The 14,997-nt window shown below is 71.2% G+C and carries 12 protein-coding genes; 4 read left to right on the top strand and 8 right to left on the bottom strand.

Annotation, left to right across the window (positions count from 1 at the left end; genetic code table 11):
* Nucleotides 1–61 precede the first annotated feature (61 nt).
* Together ACIPSJ_RS15215 and ACIPSJ_RS15210 are read left to right on the top strand one after the other, a co-directional pair.
* Nucleotides 62–1,198, top strand: coding sequence for a CAP domain-containing protein (locus ACIPSJ_RS15215; protein WP_401346009.1), 1,137 nt, complete (start codon nt 62–64; stop codon nt 1,196–1,198).
* 81 nt (nt 1,199–1,279) lie between these two features.
* Nucleotides 1,280–1,699: a helix-turn-helix domain-containing protein gene (locus tag ACIPSJ_RS15210; protein WP_365691118.1), complete on the top strand. Its 420-nt coding sequence runs from the start codon at nt 1,280–1,282 to the stop codon at nt 1,697–1,699.
* On the opposite strand, the gene mutM is transcribed toward ACIPSJ_RS15210, so the two are convergent.
* The 8 genes from mutM to ACIPSJ_RS15170 all read right to left on the bottom strand — a co-directional run bounded on the left by mutM (nt 1,672) and on the right by ACIPSJ_RS15170 (nt 10,071).
* The gene (gene mutM / locus ACIPSJ_RS15205; RefSeq protein WP_359221527.1) at nt 1,672–2,532 is read right to left on the bottom strand and encodes a bifunctional DNA-formamidopyrimidine glycosylase/DNA-(apurinic or apyrimidinic site) lyase; all 861 of its coding nucleotides are present in this window, start codon (nt 2,530–2,532) and stop codon (nt 1,672–1,674) included. The genes ACIPSJ_RS15210 and mutM overlap by 28 nt on opposite strands.
* A gap of 84 nt (nt 2,533–2,616) precedes the next feature.
* The gene (gene rnc / locus ACIPSJ_RS15200) at nt 2,617–3,468 is read right to left on the bottom strand and encodes a ribonuclease III (RefSeq protein ID WP_359221525.1); all 852 of its coding nucleotides are present in this window, start codon (nt 3,466–3,468) and stop codon (nt 2,617–2,619) included.
* A gap of 8 nt (nt 3,469–3,476) precedes the next feature.
* Nucleotides 3,477–3,650: a 50S ribosomal protein L32 gene (rpmF, locus tag ACIPSJ_RS15195; RefSeq protein ID WP_007493396.1), complete on the bottom strand. Its 174-nt coding sequence runs from the start codon at nt 3,648–3,650 to the stop codon at nt 3,477–3,479.
* Nucleotides 3,651–3,652: 2 nt separating this feature from the next.
* The gene (locus tag ACIPSJ_RS15190; protein WP_359221523.1) at nt 3,653–4,303 is read right to left on the bottom strand and encodes a DUF177 domain-containing protein; all 651 of its coding nucleotides are present in this window, start codon (nt 4,301–4,303) and stop codon (nt 3,653–3,655) included.
* Nucleotides 4,304–4,436: 133 nt separating this feature from the next.
* Nucleotides 4,437–5,549: a cell division initiation protein gene (locus ACIPSJ_RS15185; protein WP_359221521.1), complete on the bottom strand. Its 1,113-nt coding sequence runs from the start codon at nt 5,547–5,549 to the stop codon at nt 4,437–4,439.
* Nucleotides 5,550–5,607: 58 nt separating this feature from the next.
* Nucleotides 5,608–6,087, bottom strand: a complete 480-nt coding sequence (gene coaD / locus ACIPSJ_RS15180; RefSeq protein WP_355714369.1) for a pantetheine-phosphate adenylyltransferase — start codon at nt 6,085–6,087, stop codon at nt 5,608–5,610.
* Nucleotides 6,088–6,113: 26 nt separating this feature from the next.
* Nucleotides 6,114–6,701, bottom strand: coding sequence for a 16S rRNA (guanine(966)-N(2))-methyltransferase RsmD (gene rsmD / locus ACIPSJ_RS15175; protein ID WP_393540199.1), 588 nt, complete (start codon nt 6,699–6,701; stop codon nt 6,114–6,116).
* A 139-nt stretch (nt 6,702–6,840) separates the two neighbouring features.
* On the bottom strand, nt 6,841–10,071 hold the full coding sequence (locus tag ACIPSJ_RS15170) for a helicase-related protein (RefSeq protein ID WP_401346003.1): 3,231 nt from the start codon (nt 10,069–10,071) through the stop codon (nt 6,841–6,843).
* A 170-nt stretch (nt 10,072–10,241) separates the two neighbouring features.
* Between ACIPSJ_RS15170 and ACIPSJ_RS15165 the strand changes: the two genes are divergently transcribed.
* On the top strand, nt 10,242–12,068 hold the full coding sequence (locus tag ACIPSJ_RS15165) for an HSP90 family protein (protein ID WP_359221518.1): 1,827 nt from the start codon (nt 10,242–10,244) through the stop codon (nt 12,066–12,068).
* 8 nt (nt 12,069–12,076) lie between these two features.
* Nucleotides 12,077–14,989 carry a tetratricopeptide repeat protein gene (locus ACIPSJ_RS15160; protein WP_401346268.1) on the top strand — a complete coding sequence of 971 codons (2,913 nt, stop codon included), beginning with the start codon at nt 12,077–12,079 and terminating at the stop codon, nt 14,987–14,989.
* The last annotated feature ends 8 nt before the right edge of the window (nt 14,990–14,997 follow it).

Here is a 14,997-nt window from a genome sequence, read left to right as displayed (position 1 = left end):
CACTGGCCACACCGGCCCCTGGTCGACCCCGACCGCGAGGACGAGGGAAGAAGGCAAGGACATGGGACGCCACCGACGCTCCGCCGCCGGCCGCGCCGCCACGGGCCGCGCCACGGGGGTCACGGAGAACAACGGCTCGTACACGGGCGGCCACAACCCGCAGGACTCGTACGCGGGCCTCCGCTACGGCACCGGTACGGCGGCCTACCTGCGCGAGCAGGAGGAGTACGCCGACACCAACGCGCGCAGCTCGGCCTACCTGTTCGCCACCGAGGACGACTACGCCCGCTTCATGGACACCGCCGAGTTCCCGGCCGAGGAGTTCACCCCGGGAGGCGGCTCCCCCTCCGGCGGCGGTCACCGGCGCCGGAAGAAGGGCGGGCGGCCCGTGGCCACGGGCCTGCTCGGGGTCTCGGCCGCAGTCGCCATCGGCACGGTCGCGGTGGCCACCGGTGTGGTGCCGGGCCTGGAGAACTACAAGCTCGGCGGCTCCAACAGCACGACCGGCGGCGAGCGGGTGCAGGCCGACGGCGCGCCCAGCAACACGGCCGCCGAGCAGGGCGGCACCTCCGGCAGCGCCGAGAGCCGTGACACCGGCTCCTCCACCAGCCGTGACACCCAGCGCGCCGGCTCGCCGACCCGGTCCGCGTCCGCCTCCGCGTCGGACTCCGCCTCCGCGTCCGCGTCGCCCACCCCGACGAAGACGGCCACCGAGAAGCCGAAGACCAGCGCCACCCCCTCCGAGGAGCCGACGGTCACGCCCTCCAAGACGGCCACGAAGGCGCCGGTGAAGACCGCCGCGCCGATCACCACCTCCCAGGAGGCCGTGGTCGAGGCCGAGGTGCTGAAGCTGGTGAACGAGGAGCGGGCCAAGGTCGGCTGCAGCGCACTGTCCGCGAACTCCTCGCTGACCAAGCTGGCCGAGGCGTTCAGCGACGACATGGCCGCCCGGGACTTCTTCGACCACACCGACCCGGACGGCAAGACGCCGTGGGACCGGGCCGCGGCCGCCGGCATATCGAACCTCGGCGGCGAGAACATAGCCCGGGGCCAGGCCACCGCCCAGGCCGTCATGGACGCCTGGATGAACAGCGAGGGCCACCGCGCCAACATACTGAACTGCGACTTCAAGACCCTCGGGGTCGGTGTGCACTTCGGTTCGGGCGGCCCCTGGTGGACGCAGGACTTCGGCTACTGACCGGACCAGGAGCCACGGGTGCGCTAACCGACGGTTAGCGCACCCTGTCGGTTAGCGCTGTGCTCCCGTACGCTGAAACGCATGACCACCACCCAGGACCGTCCGGAGGAGACGCGGGAGACACCGGAGCCGCTTCCCCCGTACGACGTCTTCGCCCGGGCCTGTCCCTCGCGCACCACCCTCGAACACATCATGGGCCGCTGGGGCGGACTGACCCTGAGCGCGCTGCACGAGGGCTCGTTCCGGTTCAACGAGCTGCGCCGCCGTGTGGACGGCGTCAGCGAGAAGATGCTCTCCCAGACGCTCCAGGCGCTGGAGCGCGACGGCCTGGTGCACCGCGAGGCGCAGCCGACCAACCCGCCCCGCGTCGACTACGAGCTCACCCCGCTCGGCCGCGAGGTCGCCGAACGCCTGCTGTCCATCGTGCACTTCGTGGAGAGCCGGATGGACGAGGTACTGACCGCCCGCGAGCGCTACGACGAGACCCGCGGCGGCCGCTGACACTTCGGGCAGAAGTAGCTGGACCGGTTCATCCAGGCCCGCCTGCGCATCGGCGTACCGCACCGCCGGCAGGGCAGCCCTTCCCTGCCGTACGCGTCCAGCGAGCGGTCGAAGTACCCCGACTCGCCGTTGACGTTGACGTACAGGCTGTCGAAGCTGGTGCCGCCCACGGCCAGGGCCGCGTTCATCACGTCCCGTACATGACCGAGGAGTTCGGCCGTGCGCGGCTGGGTGAAGCCGGCGGTGGGGCGCTCGTAGTGGACGCGGGCGCGCCAAAGGGCCTCGTCCGCGTAGATGTTGCCGACTCCGCTGATCAACGACTGGTCGAGCAGCGCCCTCTTGATGGTGGTCCGCTTCCGGCGCAGCGCCTGGTGGAAGGCCGCGTCGTCGAACAGCGGGTCGAGGGGGTCACGGGCGATGTGCGCGATGACGTCCGGCAGCCCGTCGGGGGTGTTGTCGTGCAACGACAGTCCGCCGAACGTGCGTTGGTCGACGAAGCGGAGTTCGGTGTCGACCTCGTCGGCGAACCGGACGCGGATGCGCAGGTGCTTCTCGTCCGGGGCCGCGTGCGGCTGGACCAGCAGCTGGCCGCTCATGCCGAGGTGGGCGAGGACCGACTGGTTCGTGTCCTCCAGCGGCAGCCACAGGTACTTGCCGCGCCGGCTCGGGGTGCCGACCCGGTGGCCCTTGAGGCGGTGCGTGAAGTCGTCGGCGCCGGCGAGGTGCCGTCGTACCGCGCGCGGGTGCAGGACCTCGGCCTCGGCCACCTCGCGATGGGCGACCCACCGCTCCAGGCCGCGCCGTACGACCTCTACCTCGGGCAATTCGGGCATCGGGACTCCCGTAGCGGACCGTGGGGGAAGATCCGAGCGCCCGCCCCCGTACTGCCGGGGCGGGCGCTCGGGCTGCGCTGTTCGTCAGGCGGAGGCGGCGGACGACGGACCGTCGTCCTCCTCGGCTTCGGCTGCGGCGGCCTGCTCGGCCGCCTTGGCCTCGGCGCGTTCGTCCGCCGCGGCGCGAATCGCGCGCCAGGCGGACTCGGCGGCCTGCTGCTCCGCCTCCTTCTTGCTGCGGCCGGTGCCGGTGCCGTACGAGACGCCTCCGACGCGGGCGGCAGCAGTGAAGGTCTTCTCGTGGTCGGGGCCGGTCTCCGTGACCAGGTACTCGGGCACGCCGAGGCCCTCCGTCGCGGTGAGCTCCTGGAGACTGGTCTTCCAGTCCAGGCCGGCTCCGAGGTTCGAGGACTTCTCGATCAGCGGGTCGAAGAGCCGGTGCACCAGCTCGGACGCCGAATCGAGGCCCTGGTCGAGATAGACCGCGCCGATCACCGCTTCCAGGGTGTCGGCGAGGATGGACGCCTTGTCCCGGCCGCCCGTGCCCTCTTCACCGCGGCCGAGCCGGATGAAGGAACCCAGGTCGAGGCCGCGGCCCACTTCCGCGAGCGCACGCGAGTTCACCACCGCGGCCCGGAGCTTGGCCAGCTGGCCCTCGGGCAGATCGGGGTGGGTGGTGTACAGCGTGTCCGTGACGACGAGACCGAGGACGGAGTCACCGAGGAACTCCAGCCGCTCGTTCGTCGGCAGACCGCCGTTCTCGTACGCGTAGGAACGGTGGGTCAGTGCACGCACCAGAAGGGCGGACTCGAGCTTGTAGCCGAGCCGCCCTTCCAGAAGCGTGTGGGACGAGGCCGTGCTGTCCGCTTTCTTCTTGGCGGACGGGTCCGCCTTGGGCTCTTCGCCCTTCTTTGGACTGGACACAGTGCCTCTCACCTGGCCGCTCAGACTTCGAGGACCTGGCGCTTGTTGTAGGTGCCGCAAGACGGGCACGCGATGTGCTGCAGCTTGGGCTCGTGGCAGCGCTCGCACGCAACCAGGGTGGGGACCGCAGCCTTCCACTGCGACCGGCGGTGGCGCGTGTTGCTGCGCGACATCTTCCGCTTCGGAACAGCCACGGCTACTTCTCCTGCTTCTCGTCGACGCCCGCTTCCGCGTCAGCGCCGCTCATCTCGTCCTTCTCGCCGTCCTTGGTGGAACCGGCGAGTCCCTGCAAAGCCGCCCAACGGATGTCGACGGCATCGTGGTGGTGGTCCGGGTCGTCCGCGAGCCGGGCTCCGCACTCGGAGCACAGGCCCGGACAGTCGTCCTGGCACACCGGCTGCATCGGCAGTGCGAGCACCACCGCATCACGCAGCACGGGTTCGAGGTCGAACAAGCCGTCCTCGATGAAGAACCTGTCCTCGTCGTCCTCGGCGTCGTCGCCCGGTTCCGCGATCACACGGCCCCGGTCGTCGGCGTCAGGGTACGAGAACAGTTCCTGGAAGTCCGCTTCGAGCTCCTGCCCGACCGGCTCCAGACACCTTACGCACTCCCCCTCGGCCTGTGCACGGGCGGTGCCAGTGACGAGCACACCTTCCATGACCGACTCGAGCCGGAGCGCGAGCTCCACCGGGGCGCCTTCCGGCACTCCGATGACCCCCTTGATACCGAAGTCCTGGGGAGCGTCGATCGTGCGGGTCAGGCGCTGCAGCGCACCGGGACGCCGCCCCAGCTCGTGTGTGTCGAACACGAACGGGTTGCGGTGGTCGAGGCGCGAGTGAGGAGCCATTCCTGCTTTCGATCTTCGAGCTCAGAGGGACGCCGTCCGGAGAGACTCCCCGGGCAGCGCTGATCGCGGACGTAGACGCGACCGAAGAGCCAGGATACTGGACCTTTCGCTGTCGGCCCAATCCACCCGGTTCCTACAGGCCCCGGCCCTGCTCGTACGCCCTCAGCTGCTCCGGAGTGATCATGCTGGTGTCGAAGAGGCTGGTCTCGTCGAGGTCGTACGACTGCTGGTGCGACTGGTGCGGGATCTGCTGGGCCGGCTGCTGCGCGGGGTCGTAGACGGGCTGCTGGCCGGTGTCGTAGCCCTGGTAGGCGGCCGCCGCGTAGGGGTCGGCCTGCTGGTAGCCGTAGGGGTCCTGCTGGTAGCCGTACGCGTCCTGCTGGGCGTAGACGGGCTGCTGCTGGGGGTAGCCGTACGGATCCTGCGCCACGGGCTGCTGGTCGTACTGCGGCCGGCTCTGGGGCTGGGCGGCGGCGGGCTGCTCGGCCTGGGCCGCCTGGGCCGCCTGGGCCGCCCGGTCGTCCTGGTCGGCGAGGGCCGCGAGGTCGGCCAGGTAGTCGGCGTCGCTGGAGTGCTGGAAGGTCGTGTTGTCGTCGGCCAGGGCGCCGAGGGCGTCGGTGGCGATCCGGCCGTGCAGCTTGGCGCGGCCCTTGCCGACGGCCTCCAGGGTCTTGGCGAGGACCGCCTCGAAGGCGCCCAGCTTGGCGTCCACGTAGGCGTCCGCGTCCCGGCGCAGGGTCTCGGGGTCGTGGCTGCGCTCGGGGGCGTCCTCGTCCTCGTAGCCCTGCTCGTCGAGGCCGGGGCCGGTGCCGAGCAGCTTCTCGCGGCCCCGGCCGACCGAGCCGAGGGTCTTGGTGAGGACGACCTCGAAGTTGGCGAGCTTGGAGTCGACGTAGTCGTCGGCCTCGGCGCGGACCTCCTCGGCCTCCTGGCGGGCCTCGCCGAGGATCCGGTCGGCCTCCGTCTGGGAGCGGCGGGCCACCTCGGTGCCCGAGATCAGCGAGCCGCGCTCGGCGTGCGCGGTCTCGATGATCCGTTCGGCCTCCATCCGGGCCTGCTCGACCATCTGGTCCCGGTCACCGATGAGCTCCTGGGCCTGGGCGAGGGAGCCGGGCAGCGCCTGGCGCAGCTCTTCGAGCATCGCGAGCAGGTCGGCGCGGTTGATCACGCATGACGCCGACATGGGCATGGCCCGGGCACCGGAGACCGTGGCCACGACCTCGTCGAGCTTCTTCTGTACGTCCACCCTGCGCTCGCCACTCTCTACAGCTGTGTTGGAGACGGACGGGACGACTGTAGCCCCATCAGTCCCTGTGAATACGCTTGTTGAGGGCCTCGAAAACAGGCGCGGGAACCAGGTGCGATACGTCTCCGCCCCACTGGGCCACTTCCTTGACCAGGGAGGACGAGAGGAAGCTGTAGGTGGGGTTGGTGGGGACGAACAGCGTCTCGACGCCGGTCAGGCCGTTGTTCATCTGCGCCATCTGCAGCTCGTAGTCGAAGTCGCTGACGGCCCGCAGGCCCTTGACGATGGCGGGGATCTCGCGCTGCTTGCAGAAGTCGACGAGGAGGCCGTGGAAGGCCTCCACGCGGACGTTGCCGTAGTCGGCGGTGACGGTGCGGATCAGGTCGATCCGTTCGTCGATCTCGAACAGGCCCTTCTTGGACTTGTTGATCATCACCGCGACGTAGACCTCGTCGTACAGACGGGACGCGCGGGCAATGATGTCGAGGTGTCCGTTGGTGATCGGGTCGAACGACCCGGGACAGACGGCGCGGCGCACTTGTGATCCCTCGCTCTCCGGTCCGGTCATCGTGCGTCTTCGCACGTAGAGGCGGCGCGACCGTACCAAAACGTTCCCTCGCCGTAGCGACGGGACCGGAGGTCTTCGAAACCTGCCGGCCAGTTGAAAACGCCACCTCTGGTGCTGCGCTCCACGGTGACGAGCGCGTCCGGCGCGAGCCAGCCCCCAGAGTGGAGTGTGAGGAGAATCTCCCGAAGATCGTGATCTGTGACCGCGTACGGGGGGTCGAGGAACACGATGTCGTACGGCTGCGCCGGCGCCGGGTTCTGGATGATCTGTTCAGCTTTGCCCGCCCGTACCTCGGCGCCGGGCAGGCCCAGATTCTTGACGTTCTCTCGTACGACGCGGGCGGCTCTGGGGTCGGCCTCCACGAGGAGGGTGTGACCGGCGCCCCGGGAGAGCGCCTCCAGGCCCACGGCTCCGGAACCGGCGTAGAGGTCCAGGACGCGTTCGCCGTCCAGGGGGCCGCCGAGGAGGGACTGCCAGGTGGAGAAGAGGCCTTCGCGTGCGCGGTCCGAAGTGGGCCGGGTTCCTGTGCCGGGCGGCACCGAGAGGCGCCGTCCGCCTGCCTGGCCGGCGATCACGCGGGTCATTTGGGGTCCTTCTTCGGGGGCGGCTTTACGGGTCCAGTCTGGCAGCCTCAGGGAGGGGGGTGCTTGGCCGCCGTTGGCGAGTGCGGCTCGTGCGTGGCTGGTCACGCAGTTCCCCGCGCCCCTGTCGGGGCACGTTCACTCACCCCTTTTCCAGGTACTGCTCCCTCTCCTCGTCCAAGAGGGCGTCCAGGGCTGTTCGTAGGCCGGCGAGGTCGGTCAGCTCAGGGTCCTTCGCCACCAGGGACGTCGCCTCTTCCCGCGCCTCCGCGATGATCTCCTCGTCCTCGATCACGGCCAGGACGCGGAGGCTGGAGCGGGCGCCGGACTGGGCCTGGCCGAGTACGTCGCCCTCTCTGCGCTGTTCGAGGTCGATACGGGAGAGCTCGAAGCCGTCCAGGGTGGAGGCGACGGCCGTCAGGCGCTGGCGGGCCGCGCTCGCCTCCGGCATCTCCGTGACCAGGAGGCAGAGGCCGGGGGCGGAGCCTCGGCCGACCCGGCCGCGCAGCTGGTGGAGCTGGGAGACGCCGAAGCGGTCGGCGTCCATGATCACCATGGCGGTGGCGTTGGGGACGTTGACGCCGACCTCGATGACGGTGGTGGCGACGAGGACGTCGGTGTCGCCCGCCGCGAAGCGGCGCATGACCGCGTCCTTGTCGTCCGGGTGCATACGGCCGTGCAGGACCTCCACCCGGAGGCCGCTCAGCGGGCCCTTGGCCAGGTGGTCGGCCACGTCGAGGACGGCCAGCGGCGGGCGCTTCTCCGCCTCGTCCTCGGCCGACTTCTTGGCCTTCTTCGGGTCGTCCTCCTCGTCGCCGATGCGGGGGCAGACGACGTACGCCTGGTGGCCGTTGCCGACTTCCTCGCGCACCCGCTCCCAGGCGCGGGCCAGGAAGTGGGGCTTGTCGGCGGCGGGGACGACATGGGTGGCGATCGGGGAGCGGCCGGCCGGGAGCTGGTCCAGGACGGAGGTCTCCAGGTCGCCGAAGACCGTCATCGCGACCGTGCGCGGGATGGGGGTGGCGGTCATGACGAGGAGGTGCGGGGGCTGCTTGCCCTTGCCGCGCAGGGCGTCGCGCTGTTCGACGCCGAAGCGGTGCTGTTCGTCGACCACGACCAGGCCGAGGTCGTGGAACTGGACCTTGTCCTCGATCAGGGCGTGGGTGCCGATCACGATGCCCGCGTCCCCGGTGACCAGGTCCAGCATGGCCTGCCGGCGAGCGGCGGCCCCCATGGAGCCGGTCAGCAGGACCACCTTGGTGGCGTGCTCGGTCCCGCCCAGCATCCCGCCCTCGGCCAGGTCACCCATCATCTCGACGACGGAACGATGGTGCTGCTGGGCGAGCACTTCGGTAGGCGCGAGCATGGCGGCCTGCCCACCCGCATCGACGGTGGCGAGCATGGCGCGGAGGGCCACCATCGTGTTGTGGGTGACCGTGAAATTATCGGTCACGTACGCGTGGCTCGGGTGGGCGACGCTGATGCACTGGACGGGCTTTCGGCCCACGTGCTCGACTGATCGAATTCCGCGTCGGAAGGTGTTGTACTTCGGCCTGGGGCGTACCCGATCTGCCTTACGGGTCAGCCGGAACGGCACGTATTCGTCAGGCAGAGCCACCGAGACGTTGAAAGCCGCTCGCTTCGGCAGTACGCGCGCACGGCCACCCAGCGAACGAACGATCCAGGCCACATCGTCGGCAAGCCTGCGCGAAGCGGAACAGAGCGAGATGCTCAAGCCGTCCGCGTGGATGGTGCCGTCTGTGTCCAGGAGGCCCTGCAACAGGGCCAGGCGATTCTTGACAGAAGTGTTCTTGAAATCGTCCGGCACGAATTTGCCGTGCGACGTCATACCCCACAGATCCAGGTCCCGCAGGGTCTGAATGACGGGATTGCGGACGCCACCGGCGCGTCGCGTCAGCTGGATCGTGTAGTCGCAGTGGGAGCCCTTCACCGGGACGAGGCGGCATTCAGGCGCCACCGCGGCTGCCACGGCATCACGGATCTCGTCGTCGATGGTGGACAGACGCAGGTTGTGGCGGAACGAACCGTCCCCCAGCAGGAGACCGAACAGGTACGGATCCAGCGGCAGGCCGGAGTCGTGTCCGAGATCCACCGGCGCTGCCACAGGGATGTACCACTTCGATGATCCATTGGCCTTGAACGTGTCCAGACGGATCTCTCGCGTCGTCATGACCTTGGGAGCCTGGCCCCGGTGCCACGCACAGCTCGTGCCGACGATCCAGAGGTGTTCGTCGTCGCACTCCACGGAACTTCCGTCGGACAGGACCAAGCGCCAGACGTCCCGCTCTCCCTGCGGGAACACGCCGTCGATCAACGCGATCTCCCCCTCGGGCACGACCACTTCGTCCCCCACGCTCAGGTCCCCCATCCGACGGAAACCAGCGGGTGTGAGCACGAGCGAGTCGAGGGGCTGCGCCTTGCCCGAGCCGACCTCGCCCTGCAGCAGCCGGTGCATCGGGTGTTCCGTCGCCAGGTCGTCGAAGATCTCCTTGGAGACCTTCTGCTGGCCGTCCGTGAGGGTGAAGGGGAGGCGGTCGTCGAAGGCGGTGAGGAGGCCGTCGGGGGAGGGTCGGCGGGCGACCGCGGGGAGTTGGGCGTCGGCGTGGCGGCGGCGGGCCAGGGCGACCTGGAGGACGAAGGCCTCGTCCCACTTGAGGCGGTCGCGGGCGGCGGCGATGTCCGCCTTGGTGTGCGGGCGGTGGATCTTGAGGAGGGCCTCGGGGAGGGAGACCAGACCGCGGCCCTCGCGGAGGGTCGGGGGAAGGGGGTCGAGGGCCTCCTGGGCGCTGGGGAGGACGGTCTGGACCGCCTTGCCGATCTTCCAGGACTCCAGCTTGGCGGTGGCCGGGTAGAGCGGGATCAGGGCGCCGGCCCAGGTCTCGACCGATTCGGCGGGGTCCTCGCCGCGGAGCAGTTCGTACGCCGGGTGTGCCAGTTGGAGACGGCGGTTGAAGACCGAGACCTTGCCGGCGAACATCGCGCGGGTGCCCGGCAGGAGTTCCTTGTGGGGCTTGTGCACGCCGTTGCCGAAGAAGACCAGTTGGAGCCGGCCGCTGCCGTCGGTGATCGTGACCTCCAGGCGCTGGCCCTTGCCCCGGGGGGCTTTGGAGGAGGCGAACGTGTGGAGGCGGGCGTCGGCGACCATGGCGACCACCGTGACGTGTTCGTCCATGGGCAGGTCGGCGAGGTGGGTGAGCTGGCCGCGCTCCTCGTATCTGCGGGGGTAGTGGTGCAGGAGGTCGCCGACGGAGTGCAGGCCGAGATGCTCGGCCATCACCTTCGCGGTGGCGGGGCCGAGCACTGACTTCAGCGGTTGTTTCAGTGGTTCTTCCAGTGCGGGCACGAGATCCATTGCACACCACACCACTGACAATGCCGGATACGGTTCGGGAAACCCCTGGTCAGACGGTCGTTTTGAGTCATAGGATGGCGCGCTCCGGCCATCCTTCCGCGGTCACCACCCCACCAAGGGACCGCCCGACCCCGCGCCGACCACGTCTTCCCCCCTCCGGCGCAGCGACGATGGATTCCCAGACCTCAGAGTCATCCCAGGCATCACAGTCACCCCATACGTTCCAGGTCGACCTGCGTGGTTTGGTGGACCTGCTCTCCCATCACCTGTACTCCAGCCCCAAGGTCTACCTGCGCGAGCTGCTGCAGAACGCGGTGGACGCGATCACCGCGAGACGGGCCGAGCAGCCCGACGCCCCGGCGCGGGTGCGGCTGTTCGCGGACGGCAGTTCGCTGCGGGTGGAGGACAGCGGCGTCGGGCTCACCGAGTCGGACGTGCACACCCTGCTCGCGACCATCGGGCGGAGTTCCAAGCGCGGGGACGGGCTGCAGGAGGCCCGCTCCGACTTCCTGGGGCAGTTCGGCATCGGGCTGCTGGCGTGTTTCGTGGTCGCGGAGCGGATCCGGGTGGTCAGCCGCAGCGCCCGGACGCCGGACGCGCCGCCCGTGGAGTGGACGGCACGCGACGACGGGTCGTACACCGTGCGGACGTTGGCGCCCGAGGCCCGTCCGGAGCCCGGCACCACCGTGCATCTGGTGGCCCGGGCGGGTGCGGCGGAGTGGCTGGACGAGCGGCGGGTGCTCGCGCTGGCGCGGGACTTCGGTTCGCTGCTGCCGTACGACGTCCGGGTGGGCGACGAGGCGGTCACCGACCTGCCGGCGCCCTGGGACCGGTCGTACCCCTCCCCCAGCACCCGGCGGGTGGCGCTGGCCCGGCACTGTCATGAGCTGTTCGGGTTCACGCCGTTGGACTCGATCGCGCTGGACGTGCCGCTGGCCGGGATCCGGGGCGTGGCGTACGTGCTGCCGTCGGCGGTGAGCCCGGCGCAACGGGCCACGCACCGGGTGCACCTCAAGGGCATGCTGCTCACGGAGCGGGCCGAACAGCTGCTGCCGGACTGGGCGTTCTTCGTGCGCTGTGTGCTGGACACGGACAGTCTGCGGCCGACCGCCTCGCGCGAGTCGCTGTACGAGGACGAGACGCTGGCCGCCGTACGGGAGGCGCTCGGCGAAAGGATTCGGTCCTGGCTGACCGGTCTCGCGGCGGGTGATCCGGAACGGCTCTCCGCGTTCCTGTCCGTGCACCACCTGGGCGTGAAGTCGCTGGCCCGGCACGACGGCGAGATGCTGCGGACGATGCTGCCGTGGCTCCCCTTCGAGACCACCGACGGGCAGCTGTCCCTGGAGGAGTTCGCGCAGCGGCACCCGGTGGTGCACTTCACGCGGTCGGTCGAGGAGTACCGGCAGGTCGCCCCGATCGCCTCCGCGCAGGGCATCGGGGTGATCAACGGCGGTTACACGTACGACAGCGAGCTGGTCGAGGCGCTGCCGTCGGTGCGGCCGGGGACGGTGGTCGCGGAGCTGGACGCGGACACCGTGACCGCGCATCTGGACGCGGTGGACCCGGCGGAGGAGCTGGCGGTGGCGGGGTTCCTGGCGGCGGCGCGGGCCAAGCTGGACCCACTGCAATGTGACATTGTACTGAGGTCCTTCCACCCCCTCTCCGTCCCCGCCCTCCACCTCGACGACCGCGCCGCCCGCCATGAGCAGGCCCGCGCGGAGGCCGAGGAGCAGGCGGACGACCTGTGGGCGGGCATCCTGGGTTCGCTGCGCGGCAGCGCGCCCCGGGCGCGGCTGGTGCTGAACCACCTCAACCCGCTGATCCGCCGGATCAGTTCCCTGAAGGACCCGGAGCTGATCGGCACCGCGACCGAGTCGCTGTACGGGCAGGCGCTGCTGATGGCGCAGCGCCCGCTGCGGCCCGCCGACTCGGCGCTGATCAACCGCTCGTTCATCGGCCTCCTGGAATGGGCCACTCATGGGGAGGGTGACCGCTGATGGGCGAAATCGGCAGGGTCACGGACTTCGACTCGCTGCGCCGCGCGATGGCCGAGAACTCCGAGGAGCCGGAGGGGCCCGCCCGCAACGCGCGCGCTGAGCAGCTGCTGCTGGAGGCCGAGAAGCTGAACGTCCCGCTCGCCGTGATCGAGGCGCTCGGGCACCAGCTGAAGGTCTACAACTACAGCTCCGAGAAGGACAAGATGTTCGTCCCGTTCGCGCGGCTGCTGCGGCTGTGGGACGAGCGGCCCGAGGACTTCGACGAGTACGAGACGCATTCGCTGCACTGGGTCTTCAAGTGGATGTCGGCCGGCATGCTCGACCAGCCGCACATCCCGCTCGCCTCGATCGAGAAGTGGCTGGGCGAGATGGAGCACCGCTACCGGCTCGCCGGGCACTCGGAGCGTGCGGTGCGCAGTGCGGAGTTCAGTGTCGCCGGGCACATCGGGGACCTGGCCCGTGCGGAGCGGGCGTACGCGGCCTGGCTGGCGGCGGACCGGGACCGGATGGCCGACTGCCACGCGTGCGAGCTGCACGGGCAGGGCGGCTGGCAGCTGAAGAACGGCCGGGACGAGGCGGCGCTGGAGCTGTGGCGGCCGGTGCTGGAGGGCGAGTACAGCTGCGCCCACGAGCCGCACACGGTGCTGGCCTCCTCCCTGGTCCCGCTGCTGCGGCTGGGCCGGGTCGACGAGGCCCGTGCGCATCACCTGCGGGGGTTCCGGCTCGTCCGGCCGATGGAGAGCATGCGGGGCGCCTACGCGGACCATGTGGAGTTCTGCGCGCTGACCGGCAACGAGGCGCGCGGTCTGGAGCTGCTGGCGGAACGTCCCGCCTACTTCACGGACACCGGGCAGCCGCGCAGCCGGATGGACTTCATGGCGGTGGTGGCGCTGCTGATGGACCGGCTGTCCGGGCTGGGCCTGGACGGGCAGCGGGTGCCGGGGCCCGCCGGGCGGACGTGGACCGCCGGGGAACTCGCCGTCCACGCGCGCGCGGAGGCGCTGGAGCTGGCCGCGCGGTTCGACGCCCGCAACGGCACCTCCCACGTCGGCGACCAGGTGCGCGAGCGCATGGCCCAGCGGCCGCTGGTGGAGCGGCTGCCGCTGGGGGTGCGGGCGGCCCGGACGGCGCCCGCCGGGCCGGTCGCGCCGGTGCTGCGGGCGCCCGCGCCCCAGGAGCCGGAGGAGCGTCTGGAGCTGCCCGCGCTGCTCGCCGAGGCCCGGCGGCTGTCGGACACCCTTCAGCCGCACGCCATGGAGGCCTGGGCGGCGGTCGCGGAGGCCGCCGAGGAGACCGAGGTGGACACGTACGTCCGCGCGGAGATCACCGATCACACGGCGATGGGGCGCGGCCCGGAGGGCGTGGAGCTGTTCGAGCGGGCCGCCGAGCTGTACGCGGAGGCGGGCGACGAGGGCGAGGCGATCGCGGCACGCGGGCGTGCGGCGTACGTACGGGCGCTGGCCGGGGAGCTGGACGAGGCGCTGGCCGCGATCACCGATCCGTACGACCGGATCCTCGCGCTGTACGCCGACGACGCCACCGGGGTGCGGCAGACGGCGTCCGTGCTGATGAGCAGGGCGCGGATCCTGATGCGGCTGGTGCACGAGCGGTCCGAGGGCGCGGCCGACGCCGAGCAGGCCGTACGGGAGCTGCTGGCGCTGGTCGGCGGGCGCGGCGGGGCCGACGTACGGCTGGTGTCGCGGGCGGCAGAGGGGCGGGCGATGCTCGCCGAGCTGGCCGAGCACGCCGGGGACGGGGAGCGGGCGGGCGAGCTGTTCCGGCAGGCGGCGACGCAGTTCGCCGGTGCCGAGCTGCCCTGGTTCGCGGTCGAGTACGAGGTGCGGGTGGCCGCGCTCGCCCATGAGCAGGGCGACCTGGCCGAGGCGGAGCGGGCGCTGCGCTCGGCCCTGGAGCACGGCGGGCCGTACGTGGAGCCGGTCGGGCGGGCCCAGCTGCATCTCCAGCTCGCCGAGGTGGTCGGCGGACGAGGGGCGGCCGAGGAGGCCGCCGAACACGCCCTTCAGGCCGCGCACTGGGCCGACGAGGCCGGGGAGAGCGGCACCCTGGGTGCCTGGGCCCGGCACCAGCTGGGCGGCTTCCTGCTGCGCCAGGGGCGGTTCGCGGAGGCCGCCGAGGTGCTGGAGTCGGCGCTGGGCGACCTGAGCGCCGAGAAGCACGGTGACGGCGCGGTGGTGCAGACGCAGTGGTGGCTCGGGGACTGTCTGAGCGAGCTCGGCGAGCACCACGCGGCGGCCGAACGGCGGCTGCAGGCGGCCGAGATCGCCCGGCACTGGCCCGAGCAGCACGACCACGCCACCCTCGCGCACCTGGCCGCCGAGTCGCTGGGCAACGCGGACCTGCCCGTCGAGGCCGACCGGGCGTACGCGCGCGCGGGCGAGCTGTGGCGGGCGGTGGGCAATGTGCACTTCCTGGTCCGCTCGCTGCGGGCCCGCGCGTGGCTGGCGCTGCGTACCGATGCGGGCCTGGAGGGCGCGCGGAAGCTGATGGCGGACGCGGTCCGGGAGTGCGAGTCGGCGCTGGAGACCGTGGGCGACCCGGCCGCGGCCGAGCGGCTCGCCACCGAACTCGGGCACACGCACCGGCAGTTCGGCGACCTGCTGGCCCGGTCCGTCCCGGAGGACGCCGAGGACGCGGCGATCCAGGAGGCGTTCGAGGCGGCGCTCGCCGAGATGGCGGCGGCGGTGTCGGTGTTCGCCGCGCTGGGCGAGGACGGGCTGCACGGCCGTACCGGCGCCGAACTCGCGGCGGGCTGGCTGGAGGCCGATCTGAGCCGGCCGGCGGACGCGGCGGCACGCGCGCGTGCGGTGCTGGACGCCTACGAGGGCGCCGACCCGGCCGACGAGACGGTCCGGGCCCGGCGGGCGGAGGCCCGGCAGCTGCTGGAGCCCACCGAGGAGTGAGCGGCCGG

The organism is Streptomyces sp. NPDC090088 (assembly GCF_044747345.1).
Taxonomy (GTDB): domain Bacteria; phylum Actinomycetota; class Actinomycetes; order Streptomycetales; family Streptomycetaceae; genus Streptomyces.
Note: the sequence above shows the minus strand (reverse complement) of the source record. Positions and strands in the feature narration are given on the sequence as shown.

What these genes read in the sequence shown, in the direction of transcription:
- ACIPSJ_RS15215 (WP_401346009.1), top strand. Translation starts at nt 62, where the DNA reads ATGGGACGCCACCGACGCTCCGCCGCCGGCCGCGCCGCCACGGGCCGC.
- ACIPSJ_RS15210 (WP_365691118.1), top strand. Translation starts at nt 1,280, where the DNA reads ATGACCACCACCCAGGACCGTCCGGAGGAGACGCGGGAGACACCGGAG.
- mutM (WP_359221527.1), bottom strand. Translation starts at nt 2,532, where the DNA reads ATGCCCGAATTGCCCGAGGTAGAGGTCGTACGGCGCGGCCTGGAGCGG.
- ACIPSJ_RS15190 (WP_359221523.1), bottom strand. Translation starts at nt 4,303, where the DNA reads ATGGCTCCTCACTCGCGCCTCGACCACCGCAACCCGTTCGTGTTCGAC.
- rsmD (WP_393540199.1), bottom strand. Translation starts at nt 6,701, where the DNA reads ATGACCCGCGTGATCGCCGGCCAGGCAGGCGGACGGCGCCTCTCGGTG.
- ACIPSJ_RS15170 (WP_401346003.1), bottom strand. Translation starts at nt 10,071, where the DNA reads ATGGATCTCGTGCCCGCACTGGAAGAACCACTGAAACAACCGCTGAAG.
- ACIPSJ_RS15165 (WP_359221518.1), top strand. Translation starts at nt 10,242, where the DNA reads ATGGATTCCCAGACCTCAGAGTCATCCCAGGCATCACAGTCACCCCAT.